At 38.1% G+C, this 13,250-nt stretch carries 12 protein-coding genes; 6 read left to right on the forward strand and 6 right to left on the reverse strand.

The window, feature by feature from the left end; all coding sequences use genetic code 11:
• Nucleotides 1–4 precede the first annotated feature (4 nt).
• Together glpK and AC1RJ8_RS00745 are read left to right on the forward strand one after the other, a co-directional pair.
• A complete protein-coding gene (gene glpK, locus AC1RJ8_RS00740) occupies nt 5–1,495 on the forward strand; it encodes a glycerol kinase GlpK (RefSeq protein WP_492952237.1) in 1,491 nt (496 codons plus the stop codon).
• A 34-nt stretch (nt 1,496–1,529) separates the two neighbouring features.
• Nucleotides 1,530–2,270, forward strand: a complete 741-nt coding sequence (locus AC1RJ8_RS00745) for an MIP/aquaporin family protein (protein WP_492952236.1) — start codon at nt 1,530–1,532, stop codon at nt 2,268–2,270.
• A gap of 113 nt (nt 2,271–2,383) precedes the next feature.
• On the opposite strand, the gene AC1RJ8_RS00750 is transcribed toward AC1RJ8_RS00745, so the two are convergent.
• Together AC1RJ8_RS00750 and AC1RJ8_RS00755 are read right to left on the reverse strand one after the other, a co-directional pair.
• Nucleotides 2,384–3,667 carry a M16 family metallopeptidase gene (locus AC1RJ8_RS00750; RefSeq protein ID WP_492952235.1) on the reverse strand — a complete coding sequence of 428 codons (1,284 nt, stop codon included), beginning with the start codon at nt 3,665–3,667 and terminating at the stop codon, nt 2,384–2,386.
• 11 nt (nt 3,668–3,678) lie between these two features.
• Nucleotides 3,679–4,968, reverse strand: coding sequence for a M16 family metallopeptidase (locus tag AC1RJ8_RS00755; protein WP_492952234.1), 1,290 nt, complete (start codon nt 4,966–4,968; stop codon nt 3,679–3,681).
• Nucleotides 4,969–5,213: 245 nt separating this feature from the next.
• Here AC1RJ8_RS00755 and AC1RJ8_RS00760 point away from each other — a divergent pair, with 245 nt between their 5' ends.
• From AC1RJ8_RS00760 to AC1RJ8_RS00775, 4 genes are all read left to right on the forward strand, one after another.
• Complete coding sequence (locus tag AC1RJ8_RS00760) at nt 5,214–5,891, forward strand: 3'-5' exonuclease (protein ID WP_492952233.1); 678 nt, start codon at nt 5,214–5,216, stop codon at nt 5,889–5,891.
• The gene (locus AC1RJ8_RS00765) at nt 5,881–7,332 is read left to right on the forward strand and encodes a DUF294 nucleotidyltransferase-like domain-containing protein (protein ID WP_492952232.1); all 1,452 of its coding nucleotides are present in this window, start codon (nt 5,881–5,883) and stop codon (nt 7,330–7,332) included. Before AC1RJ8_RS00760 ends, AC1RJ8_RS00765 begins: the two co-directional genes overlap by 11 nt.
• Before the next feature lie 117 nt (nt 7,333–7,449).
• The gene (locus tag AC1RJ8_RS00770; RefSeq protein WP_492952231.1) at nt 7,450–7,779 is read left to right on the forward strand and encodes a YegP family protein; all 330 of its coding nucleotides are present in this window, start codon (nt 7,450–7,452) and stop codon (nt 7,777–7,779) included.
• A gap of 529 nt (nt 7,780–8,308) precedes the next feature.
• Nucleotides 8,309–9,922, forward strand: coding sequence for a discoidin domain-containing protein (locus tag AC1RJ8_RS00775; protein WP_492952230.1), 1,614 nt, complete (start codon nt 8,309–8,311; stop codon nt 9,920–9,922).
• Between the two features lie 83 nt (nt 9,923–10,005).
• On the opposite strand, the gene rplT is transcribed toward AC1RJ8_RS00775, so the two are convergent.
• The 4 genes from rplT to thrS form a co-directional block, all read right to left on the reverse strand.
• On the reverse strand, nt 10,006–10,350 hold the full coding sequence (gene rplT / locus AC1RJ8_RS00780) for a 50S ribosomal protein L20 (RefSeq protein WP_025144714.1): 345 nt from the start codon (nt 10,348–10,350) through the stop codon (nt 10,006–10,008).
• Nucleotides 10,351–10,425: 75 nt separating this feature from the next.
• On the reverse strand, nt 10,426–10,626 hold the full coding sequence (rpmI, locus tag AC1RJ8_RS00785; protein WP_029279105.1) for a 50S ribosomal protein L35: 201 nt from the start codon (nt 10,624–10,626) through the stop codon (nt 10,426–10,428).
• A gap of 29 nt (nt 10,627–10,655) precedes the next feature.
• The gene (gene infC / locus AC1RJ8_RS00790; RefSeq protein WP_051691975.1) at nt 10,656–11,225 is read right to left on the reverse strand and encodes a translation initiation factor IF-3; all 570 of its coding nucleotides are present in this window, start codon (nt 11,223–11,225) and stop codon (nt 10,656–10,658) included.
• Between the two features lie 16 nt (nt 11,226–11,241).
• Nucleotides 11,242–13,167, reverse strand: coding sequence for a threonine--tRNA ligase (gene thrS / locus AC1RJ8_RS00795; protein WP_492952229.1), 1,926 nt, complete (start codon nt 13,165–13,167; stop codon nt 11,242–11,244).
• Nucleotides 13,168–13,250 lie beyond the last annotated feature (83 nt).

The raw sequence follows: 13,250 nt of genomic DNA on the forward strand, positions 1-13,250 counted from the left end.
AATTATGAGTAAATACATCTTGTCTATCGATCAGGGAACCACAAGTTCGAGAGCAATTATTTTTAATCACAATGGCGAAATTGTTGCCATTGCACAACGAGAATTCACACAGATTTATCCTAAAGCAGGCTGGGTAGAGCATGATCCGATGGAAATATGGTCGACACAATTGGCTGTTGTAACAGAAGTAATTGTTAAAGCGGGCTTAACCGTAGGCGATATCGATTCTATTGGCATTACCAATCAGCGCGAAACCACTGTGGTTTGGGATAAAGAAACCGGACAACCGATTTACAATGCCATTGTTTGGCAAGACAGGCGAACTTCCGCCTATTGCGATGAAATTAAAGCACAAGGACTGGCCAATAAAATACAGGAAAAAACCGGGCTGATTATAGACTCCTATTTTTCGGCTACCAAGGCCAGGTGGATCTTAGAAAATGTTGCCGGGGCAAGGGAAAAAGCGGAAGCCGGAAAACTTGCTTTCGGAACCATCGATACCTGGTTAATCTGGAAATTAACAGCAGGCGAGAAACACGTAACCGATGTAAGTAATGCCTCGCGGACGATGCTTTACAACATCCATACTTTAAGCTGGGACGACGAATTGCTTGAGCTTTTTTCGATACCTAAAACCATGCTCCCTGAAGTAAAATCATCAAGCGAAGTTTATGGCGAAACCGCAGGACGCATACTGGCCGCAAAAATCCCTATTGCAGGTATAGCAGGCGATCAGCAGTCTGCTTTATTTGGACAAATGTGCACCGAAACCGGGATGGTAAAAAACACCTACGGTACAGGCTGTTTTATGCTAATGAATATCGGATCGAAGCCAAAAATATCAGCGAATAATCTATTAACTACTATTGCCTGGCAGATTAATGGTGAGGTAAATTACGCGTTAGAAGGGAGTATTTTTATTGGCGGTGCAGTTGTACAATGGCTTCGCGATGAAATGGGACTCATTTCTAAATCGGCAGATGTAGAAACCTTAGCTAAAAAAGTAAAAGATACCGATGGGGTTTATGTTGTTCCTGCTTTTGCAGGCTTAGGTGCCCCGCATTGGGACCAACATGCTCGTGGCACCATAACGGGATTAACACGCGGTACAAACAAATCGCATATTGCAAGGGCAGCCTTAGAAAGTATTGCCTATCAGACTATGGATGTTTTGAAAGCCATGGAAGCAGATGCAGGCGTAAATATTGCCGAATTAAGGGTAGATGGTGGTGCTACGGCCAACGATTTATTAATGCAGTTTCAGGCCGATCTGTTAAACTGTAAAGTAATCAGACCAGATGTAACCGAAGTTACTGCTATTGGGGCTGCATACCTTGCCGGACTAGCCACAGGTTTCTGGAAAAGCATCGATCAGATCCGTTCGCAATGGAAAATCAACAAAACTTTTGTTGCGGAGAAGGGAATTGATAATACGGAAAGAATAAAGGGCTGGAATAGAGCAATAAAGGCGGCCAGGGTAAATGCAGAAGACTAATTGGACAAATTTAATCGGATAAGAATTTAATTATATGAATGTATATCTCGCAGAATTTATTGGTACTGCACTAATGATTCTTTTAGGAAATGGTGTAGTGGCTAACGTAGTACTTAAAGGTACTAAAGGCAACAATAGTGGTTGGATTGTAATTACAACCGCTTGGGCACTTGCCGTATTTGTAGGGGTTGTGGTAGCAGGTCCATATAGCGGAGCGCACTTAAATCCAATTGTGACCCTCGGACTTGCCATCGGAAAAGGCTTCAGCTGGGCAGTGGTTCCGTTTTATATTATTGCACAACTGGCCGGTGCAATGACAGGCTCTTTTCTGGTTTGGCTTATTTACAAAGATCATTTCGATGCCACAGATGATCAAGGTTTAAAAGCTGCTCCTTTTGCAACCGCTCCAGCCATCAGAAATATATCGTCAAATTTGGTATCAGAAATTATTGGCACTTTTGTTTTAATATTTGTGATTTTTTATTTTACTGATGCAAGTATGGGCACTAAAGAAACGGTTACCACCCCTATTGGCTTAGGCTCAATGGGCGCCATCCCGGTAGCGTTTTTGGTGTGGGTAATTGGTTTGGCTTTAGGCGGAACAACAGGATATGCCATTAATCCGGCAAGAGATTTAGGGCCCCGGATTGTTCACTTTTTAATCCCAATGAAAGGAAAAGGAAGTAGCGACTGGGGTTATGCCTGGGTACCTATTATTGGACCAATAATAGGCTCGGCATTAGCTGCAGTTGCATTTTTGTTGATTGGTAAATAATGTAATAAAATAGAAAAAGTCGTCATCTCGACTGAAGCGCAGCGAAATGGAGAGATCTATCTAACAGATTTCTCGGCTGCGTTGCACTTCGCTCGAAATGACGACCAAAAGAGCTACTGAAAAGCTGCTCTGCCTACCTGTTCATCACCTAAGTATATCCAAATGGCACCTTTTAAATATTTTGCGAAAGAATCTTTCATGTTCTGCAAGCTTACCTTGTTAAAATTAGCGACCATATTCTCCGTAATACTATAATCGCCCAGCACCTCAGCTTCACCTAAATCTTTTACAATTGAACTTGCGCTTTCCTGATGCCTATAGTATCTATCGCGATGCTCTTTTTTTAATGCCTCAAGATAACGTTCACCATACTTTCCTTCTTTAATGTTGTTGTATACTGTAATCATCGCTTTAAAAGCTTTTTTAGGTTGAGTGGTACTTACAAACATAGAAGTATATGGAATCTGTTGTATTTTAACGGTTGCACCTGGCGCATATGATAAACCCAATTTAGTTCTCAGTTCATAATTCATAGTACCACTTAATGCATTAATTACTAGGATAAAAGCATAATAATCGGCGTTAGTCATGGTTGGGGCATTCATAATACAACTCATGTAATTCGTCGCAATATCTCTTTGTTCGATTACCAAATGCTCCCCTGTTAAAGTTTTACGATCATAAACCGGTGGTGTGTAAGCTTTTCCTTTAAGGGCGCTAAAAGAAGTTTGAATTTTCTTTTCAAGTTCTTCTTTTGTAATGTTTCCTGCCACTACCAAAAACATTTTATTCTTGTTCAACAATTCGTTATGGTAATAATTATTCACCATTTCGGCCGTAAAACCACCAACAGTTTTGCTTGTTCCTAAAGGATTAATGCTGTAAGGAGAGTCTTTAAACATGCTTTCCATGCTCAATTGCTCAACCCTTGTTTCAGGATCAGATTGACTATGGTAAATTCCCGTTATCATACGTTCTTTGGTGGTTTGAAACTCCGTTTTATCAAAAGCCGGATTAATTACAGCATCTGAGAAAAGTTTCCAGCCCTGATCAAGATACTTAGCAATGCAATCCATGCTAATGGTACCATAATCAGTGCTAGATGAACCAGAAATATTAATACCATATTCATCGGCCAACTCCTGATAATCAACAACGCTGTAATTTTTAGTACCACAGGTAGCGGCAGATGCCAAAGCCAGGTTTTCAATTCCTGCCCTTTCCGCATTATAATTCATTACCCCACCTCTAAAAAACATGCTCATACTAACCGTTTCCTTCTGGGTAGGTTTTAGAATCACCTTTAAACCATTTACATCAAATGAAATGGCCTTGGTTTGCGCGTTTGCAATTTGAAAAACTAAGATAAAGTTTATAAAAAATGTGAATCTTTTCATCGAGCGTTAGGTTATTTGGGTGATTTAAAAAATGTTTCTGGCTTCACTTCGTTCATACCTGCTTTATCCATCATCAGGCCAGCGCAATAAGGTTTATCTTTAATGTACTTGCGCACATAATCGAGTAAATCCTTTCTTGTTACTTTATTTACATTTTCTTCATAGTGCGTATAATAATCAATCGATGCAGAAGCCCACCAGAAGGAAAGTAGATGTGCATAATCAGAAGTAACCTCTCTCCTTTCTACCTGTTCTATAGATAATAACCTTTTGGCTCTTTCAATCTGTAGATCAGACAAATAATCTTCATTGGCCCAAAGCGAAATTTGCTTCAGCACCTCCTGGTAACATTCATTTATTTTTGCCGGATTAGGACTCACCATTAAACTAATTGGGCCGGTATATTTTTGCGTATAATAATTCACATCTGCCTGTTGGGCTAACCCTGAATTAATAAGTGCCTGTTTCATTTTAGAACCGTTTTGATTCACGATGAAAGAGAAAACATCGGCAGCATAAGTGGCTGGAACATCGTTCCTGGTATCTGGACCATGCCAGCTAAACAGCATAAACGGAACAGGACTTTTATTCGATTCTACAAAATAATAATCGTTTTTTTGAAGCGGTTTAAACTCAGGGACCGGCCATTTCACAAAAGGATCAAATGGCGATTTTTTCCAGCTTCCAAAAACAGAATTTACATAACTAAAAGCTTCATCAACTTTAACATCGCCAGCAATTACCAGAACTGAATTATTTGGCCAGTAATATTTATTTTTAATGGAATCCATTTTTGATGGAGTCGCCGATAAAATTACTTCATGGCTACCGATTACATTTTTACGGGAATAATTTGCGCCCCACATATGTCTAGAATTGGCCTCTATCAAAGCAAATACCGGACTCGATTCGTGCCTTGTAAATTCAGCGTTTACCACTTCATTTTCCAAAGCCATATCTTCCTTTATGAACTTTGGATAACGGATAGAGGAATTCATTAAGCTTAATCCGGGTTTTAAATTAGCAGCAGGAAGCGTAAAAAAATAATTCACCACTTCTTCTCGCGTAGTGGCATTCGAATTGATATCAAGATCGTTCATTCTCGAATTTAAACGTTCGAAATCGGGATAATCTTTATTAGCCTTAAAGAATAAATGTTCGTAAAGGTGACTTAAGCCGTTAAATTCGTCGGTTTCGGTAAAAGAACCATTTCTACAGGCCATTTCGATGGTCACCAGCGGCACTGTCCGGTCTACAACCACGAGCACTTCCAAACCGTTATCAAGTTTTTTGAAATGCATGTTTTCTCCGAGCTTTTCCTGGGCAAAAGCAGAACTAAGGCACAATATACTGGCTAAGCAGCTAAATAATAGAGAGCGCATATTTTAATTAAATTTTAAACACCAAATAAGTGTTAATCTTTCATTTTAACAAATAAAAAGCACATTATTTACGATCGCCTTTATTAAAGGATATATGAATAGTTACAGTTTATATTGTTAAATAATTACCTTTGAAATAGTTCAATCTTCTAACCACTTTAAAATTGCAAGAATACTTCCTAGTTGTTGATACCGAAACCTCAGGTCTGCCTAAAAATTGGACGGCTCCTTATTCTAAAGAAAAGAACTGGCCACATATTGTCCAAATTGCCTGGATTATTTATGATCAATCTTATCAGGAAATTAAGCGGGAGAATCACTACATTAAAAATACCGATTTCACTATTGATAAAGCCGCCTTAAAAATCCACAAAATTAGCCCTGAATATCTGCATACACATGGCGAAAACAAAGAAAAGGTGATGTTGCAGTTTTCTGAAGATATAGAAAAATATCAGCCTTTAGTGATCGGGCATTTTATTGAGCTCGATTATCATATGGTTAATGTTGAATTATATCGCATCGGAAAGGAAAACATTTTAAAAAACCTGACGTTTTTCTGTACAATGAAGGCAAGCGCACCTTACATCACCAATACAGTCATCAGTCATTTAAAGCTGGATAAATTTTACACCATTTTATTTAATGAAGTTCCTGAAAATACGCATAATGCTTTATCTGATACACTAAACACCGCAAAGATTTTCTTCCATCTTTTAAAAACAGGCAAAATTAGCTTAACTTCAGCCTACAACCAGGCGCATACTTTTAACCTGGAAAAGAAAACAACGAAAGAATTTTCATTTAAAAGAATTTTACAGGGATTTTTTAATGGAAGATAAACTAGCCGATCAAATTTATACTGCCCGTATTGGAGACATTACTTTCAAAAAGATAGTGAGTTGCAGCCCAGGCACACCTATTTTTGAAGCTGCAATTAAAATGTCAGAACAGAAAACCAGTTGCCTTTTTATTAAAAATGATCAGGATGTTTATCTGGGCTTCGTAACCGATATTACTTTAAGGGATAATGTAATTGCCAAACAACTAAATTCAAATTTGCCGATTGACGAAGTTATGGATACCAATATTGTTACCATAACTCCAGATGCTTATGTGTATGAAGCGATATTGATGATGTTCAGTAAGAAGTCGCGCTATTTATTGGTAAACGACAATGGTAATTACGTGGGCTTTTTAAGCAGGAACCGCCTTTTAAGCGAGCAGGCAGAATCTCCATTGGTTTTTATCCAATCAGTAAAATCGGCTGTAAATACCAACGATTTAAAATTAAAATGGCAGAAAGTACCGGGCATTGTATCTCAATTATTGGCTAGAGGCGTGCATTCGAAAATTGTAAACGAGGTGGTAACTACTATTGCCGATACCATTTCCTTTAAAATTATTGAAGACGTAATTGCCAAATTGGGCCCGCCACCTGCAAAATTTGTATTTATGGTTTTGGGCAGCGAAGGAAGAAAAGAGCTTAGCTTAAAAACCGATCAGGATAATGCCATTATTTACGAAGATACCGGAGAGGATAAAAGAGCTGCTGTACGTTCTTACTTTCTAGACCTGGCGACCCAGGTTTCGGATAAATTAAATTTTGTTGGTTTTGTATACTGCGATGGTGATTATATGGCTACTAATCCAAACTGGACGCATTCGCTATCGCACTGGAAATATAATTATAAAAACTGGATAGAAGAAGCTCTGCCCGAAGCTGCCGTAAAATTTGCAGCTTTTTTCGATTGCAGGGCCATTTATGGCGATTTAACCATTATGGAAAGTTTACGGTCTTTTGTTGATGAAGAACTGCAGAAACCTATCGAAAAATTCTACGTATACCTGGCCAAAAATGCCTTACTTTATGAGCCACCGCTCACCTATTTTAGAAATATAAGAACGCAAAAAATCCATAAAAAAGAGGTATTCGATATTAAAACAGCCATGACTCCTATTGTAGATTTAGCAAGGGTTTATGCATTACAGAACAGAATTTTTCAAAAAGAAAATACAGGCGAACGTTTAAAAGCCTTAAGAGAACTTGGTGTTTTTAGCGAAGAACAGTTTAACGAACTTTCACAATCTTATTATTATTTGATGGGCTTGAGATTGAAACATCAGGCCAATCTGATTATCAAGGATCAGGCAGCACCCAACAACTTTATTGAAATTGATAGTCTAACCAAAATTGAGAAAGTAACCTTAATCGAAATTTTTAAAATTATCCAGAATTTTCAAAGTGGCATCCGCATGAAATTTACCAATAGTCTGGGTTAAATTATCATTAATGCTCTTGTCTACTTATTGTAATTGGTTACAAACTTTAATAACTTTAAGAATAAACTTATACAATATAAGTCTACTAACCAATTACTTAAATTAAAAACCAGAGCTATGGGAAAATTTGTAATTACCAAAAGATCAAATGGAGAATTCCAGTTTAATCTTAAAGCCAACAATGGCCAGACCATTTTAACCAGCGAAGGCTATTCAGCTAAATCGAGTTGCGAAAATGGAATCGAATCTGTTAAAAAAAATGCACAGGATGATTCCAGATTTGAGAAAAAGACATCGTCTAACGGCAAATACCATTTCAGTTTAAAGGCAACAAATGGTCAGATTATTGGCTCCAGTGAAATGTACGAAAGTATTGCAGCCAGAAATAATGGCATCGAATCGGTTCAAAAGAATGCTCCGGATGCAAGTACTGACGATCAGAGTTAAAAAATATACAGCGACCCGAGATTTCCGCATGAGGTCGCTTTTCATGCCCCTTTCTCCACTCTACAACTCAGCGTAAAAACTCTTCTGTACAGCATGAAGCAATTAATCTACAGTAATTTGCTAGGCTAATCTTACCCTTACAGCTATCGTAAACCTAAACTTACTCAGACACCTGTTGCTTAATACAAGCCGAACAAACGTTTGCGCTTCATAAATCTTAAGGTTATTTTAAATATCAATCAAATAGCCGTAAAACCTAACCAAACTGCACTTCTATTACACCATTCAAGCTTATTACATTTCATCCCACACAAACGTTTGCGCGGTTTTAATTCAACCTTACTTATAAGTTTGTTTGTAACTTAAATTCAGATAAGGTAAAAATCTATTTACTATACGCTCTTTTTAAGGTTTGGAACAGTGGCCAAGACTGGCAAATTCTGGTGGAGTAAAGGGGCTGGGCGCAGCATATAAAAAAGCAACAACAACCAATTCCAAATATTATCAACCCTAAACCTAAAATTATCTTATGAAAAAAAACAGTCTACTTTTAACAGGGCTATTCTGTGCCTGCCTGTTCGCCCTATCTTGTAAAAAGGCCGAAGTATTACAACAAGAGGAAAAAACCTTCTCTATTAACAAAAAACTGGCTACAACCAACATCATTACCCAAAGCCGCAATGTAAATATTGTGTATTTTGTACCTAACGATCTCGATACCCTTGCGGGTTATAGAAAAAGATTAAGCGATCTTTTATTATGGACACAAGACTGGTACAAACAAGAAATGAACCGCAATGGTTATGGCAACAAAACATTTGGCCTTGCTGATGACGGCACAGGAAATGTAAAAATCCTAACCATTAGAGGAACGTTGCCAAAAGCGAGTTATCCATACTCTGGAGGTAGTGGCGCAGTAGCCAGCGAGGTAAACGCTTATTTTGCTGCACACCCCGCAGATAAAACCAGTGATCATACTTTGATCATTATTCCAAGGTATTCTATCGGTTCGAATGGAACACCAAGCGGAGGTCCGTTTTATGGTACCGGCAGATGGTGTTATGCTTTAGATTATGAAGAAATGGACATTGCAAATCTTGGCTTAAGCACTACCGTTGGCAATCGTTTTAGTGTTTGGTTTGGTGGTATGGTACATGAGCTTGGTCATGGATTAAATCTACCGCACAACAGACAGAAAGTTTCTGAAAACTCAACTTTAGGTATGGCATTAATGTGGGCCGGTAATGGAACTTTAGGAAAAAGCCCTACATTTTTAACCGCTGCAGACGCAGCTATTTTAAATGCCAATCAGGTTTTCAATAATAACGCTAACACCTATTACGATTCAGTAACCAGCAGTATTAATAAAATATACGCCAGCTATTCAAGCACTTTAGCTTCTATAGTGGTATCAGGGAAATTTACTTCTACAAGCAATGTAACCAGTATTTTATATTATAACGACCCTAATGTAAATAACGAGGGTACTGGTGTAAATAAAGATTATAACGCCATTACCTGGGAATCGAAGAAAATAGGAACTGACAGTTTTAGGGTGGAAATGCCAATTGCCGATCTCCAGGAAAAAGCTGATGGTATTCCATACGAACTGAAGGTTAAATTGGTACACGACAATGGAACCGTAACCGAGCAGATTTATGCTTACACTTTTTCAGGAGGCTTACCAGTATTAAATTTCTCAACGAAAAATGAGTTAAGCAAAACAGGATGGAGTATTGCATCGTTTAGTTCGGAAGAAACCAGCGGCGAAGGTGCTACAAATGGCAGGGCGATCAGATTAATCGACGGAAACGCAAGTACTTACTGGCATTCGAGATGGAGCAGCTCGGCAACAAGCTATCCACATACTATAGTGATAAATTTAGGAGCTTCAAAAACCGCAACAGGTTTAAGTTTAACACAGAGAAGTGGTTTAAGCAGGGCTGTGAAAAATTTTGAACTATTAACGAGTACAGACGGCGTAAATTTTACTTCTGTTAGCAATTATGTAGCTCAAAATATAAATGGTCCACAGTACTTTGATTTTGGTAGCACCAAAACATTCCAGTATTTTAAAGTTATTTTAAATTCAGCACAGGATGGCCTACAGTTTGCCAGTCTTGCAGAATTGGGATTGTACTAGATCTTCAAAACCAAACAACAAAAAAAGGTCCCGATTTACATCGGGACCTTTTTTAAATATGATTATCGCCTAAGCGAAAATTTCTATTTTACTGCATCAATTACAGCTTTGAAAGCTTCTGGGTGATTCATTGCTAAATCAGCCAATACTTTACGGTTTAAACCGATTTCTTTAGAAGCTAGTTTACCAATTAATTGAGAGTAAGAAATACCGTGCTGACGAGCACCTGCATTAATACGTTGGATCCATAATCCGCGGAATTCTCTTTTCTTAACTTTACGGTCACGGTATGCATACTGCAAACCTTTTTCTACTGTGTTTTTAGCAACAGTATAAACCTTACTTCTTGCTCCCCAATAGCCTTTGGCTAGATTAAGGATTTTTTTTCTTCTTCTTCTCGAAGCTACTGCGTTTACCGAACGTGGCATGTTGTTGTTGTTTTTTGGCAAGCGGCGTTCCGTTTAACCGGAAACTTAAAGCCTGATACCTGGTGAATTAATAAATTACTTTCCGATACAAAGCATACGTTTAACGTTACCCATATCAGCATCAGATACGATACTTGCTTGACCTAAGGCACGTTTACGTTTAGTACTCATCTTTGTTAAGATGTGACTTTTGTATGCGTTGTTTCTTTTGATTTTACCTGTTCCAGTAAGCGAAAAACGCTTTTTAGCACTGGAATTGGTTTTCATTTTTGGCATAACCTGTTTTTTAATTTATAAACCTATTTTTATTTTTTTGCTACTTTAGGCGCAACTGTCAGGAACATACGTTTACCTTCTAACTTAGGTAACAACTCTACTTTTCCTACATCTTCTAAAGCCTGAGCGAATTTTAACAATAAAATTTCTCCCTGCTCTTTGTAAACAATTGCTCTACCTTTAAAATGCACGTAAGCCCTAACTTTCTCACCGTTCTCTAAAAAGCTTACTGCATGCTTCAATTTAAACTGGAAATCGTGATCATTGGTGTTAGGACCAAAACGGATTTCCTTAATTACAGTTTGTTTCGCATTAGCTTTAATTTCTTTCTGCTTTTTCTTTTGCTCGTAAACAAATTTACTGTAATCAATAATTCTACAAACTGGTGGTACAGCATTTGGAGATATTTCTACCAAATCCAATTCCAGTTCATCAGCAAGTGCCAAAGCTTTTGCCAAAGGATAAATCCCCGGTTCAACATTATCGCCAGCTAAACGCACTTCGGGCGATTTAATATACTGATTAATGTTATGCTCTGCTTCTTTTTTCTTAAAAGGTGGACGTGGTCCCCTGTTAAATCCTGGTCTTCCTAATGCCAAATTTGTACTATTTAATTTAAACTGTTATTTCTTTTCTTAATAAATTGTTGAACTCTTCCAACGTCATTTCGCCTAAATCTCCCTCACCATGTTTACGTACAGAAACTTTTCCTTCTGCCATTTCTTTATCACCGATAATGAGCATGTATGGGATCTTTTTAACTTCCGAATCGCGTATTTTGCGACCGATTTTCTCATCACGAAAGTCAATCAGCCCGCGAATATCGGAATTATTTAGTTCATCTAAAACTTTTTTTGCATATTCTTCATATTTTTCTGAAATCGGAAGAACAATAAATTGTTCCGGACTTAACCATAAAGGGAAGTTTCCGGCACAATGCTCGATCAAAACAGCAATAAATCTTTCTAATGAACCAAATGGTGCACGGTGGATCATTACTGGTCTGTGCTTTTGGTTATCGCTACCAGTGTATTCCAGTTCGAAACGCTCCGGCAGATTATAATCAACCTGAATAGTACCTAACTGCCATTTCCTACCTAAAGCATCTTTCACCATAAAATCGAGCTTAGGGCCATAGAAAGCGGCTTCGCCATATTCTACAACAGTATTTAAGCCTTTTTCTGCAGCTGCTTCGATAATGGCATTTTCAGATAATCTCCAATTTTCGTCAGAACCAATATATTTAGATTTGTTTTCCGGATCTCTTAATGAAACCTGAGCAGTATAGTTATCAAAACCTAATGATTTAAATACGTAAAGCACTAAATCAATTACTTTTTTAAACTCTTCTTTCACTTGTTCTGGCATACAGAATAAGTGAGCATCATCTTGAGTAAAGCCACGTACGCGGGTTAAACCGTGTAATTCGCCGCTTTGTTCGTAGCGGTAAACCGTACCAAACTCGGCAAAACGAACCGGAAGATCTTTGTAAGAACGTGGTTTTGTTTTGTAAATCTCACAGTGGTGAGGGCAGTTCATCGGTTTTAAGAAAAACTCCTCTCCTTCTTGTGGCGTTTTAATCGGTTGGAACGAATCTTTACCGTATTTCTCCCAGTGACCTGAGGTTACGTATAAATTTTTGTGTCCGATATGTGGTGTTACTACTTGCTCATAACCTGCTTTAGCCTGTGCTTTAGTTAAAAAGTTTACCAAACGCTCGCGCAAGGCAGTTCCTTTAGGCAACCATAATGGTAAGCCCATGCCTACTTTTTCTGAGAAAGCAAATAACTCTAACTCTTTTCCTAACTTACGGTGATCGCGTTTTTTTGCTTCTTCGATCATTAAAAGATACTCAGTAAGCTCGCTCGCCTTAGGGAAAGTTACACCATAAATACGGGTTAACTGTTTTTTGGTTTCGTCGCCACGCCAGTAAGCGCCAGCCACATTCATCAGTTTTACTGCCTTTACAAAACCTGTATTAGGAATATGTGGACCACGACATAAATCGGTAAATGAACCTTGAGTATAGAAAGTAATTTTACCATCTTCAAGACCATCGATTAAATCCAATTTATATTCATCGCCTTTTTCAGTAAAATATTTTACCGCATCAGCTTTGCTCACACTTTCGCGCACAAAAGTTTCCTTTTGTTTAGCCAGTTCGATCATTTTGGTTTCAATGGCTTTGAAATCATCCGAAGAAAATTCACGGTCGCCAAAGTCTACATCATAATAAAAACCAGTTTCGATTGCCGGACCGATACCAAATTTGGTACCCGGATAAAGTGCTTCTAAAGCCTCGGCCATTAAGTGAGCTGATGAATGCCAAAAAGTCGATTTTCCGGCAGTATCATTCCAGGTCAATAACTTTACTGATGAATCAGATTCGATCGGTCTGGTTGAATCCCAAACTTCGCCATTCACCTCAGCGGCTAATACGTTACGGGCTAAACCCTCAGAAATTGACAATGCAATTTGGTAGGCAGAAGTGCCCTTTTCATACTGACGGACAGAACCGTCAGGTAAAGTAATGTTAATCATCTACAACTATGATTTAATTTTTATAAAATGTTAGTAAAGATCACCTACAATGTGATTTTATTTTGTGCAAAGGTACGATTTTT

The sequence above is a fragment of the Pedobacter sp. GW822-FHT03F06 genome, from assembly GCF_058801365.1.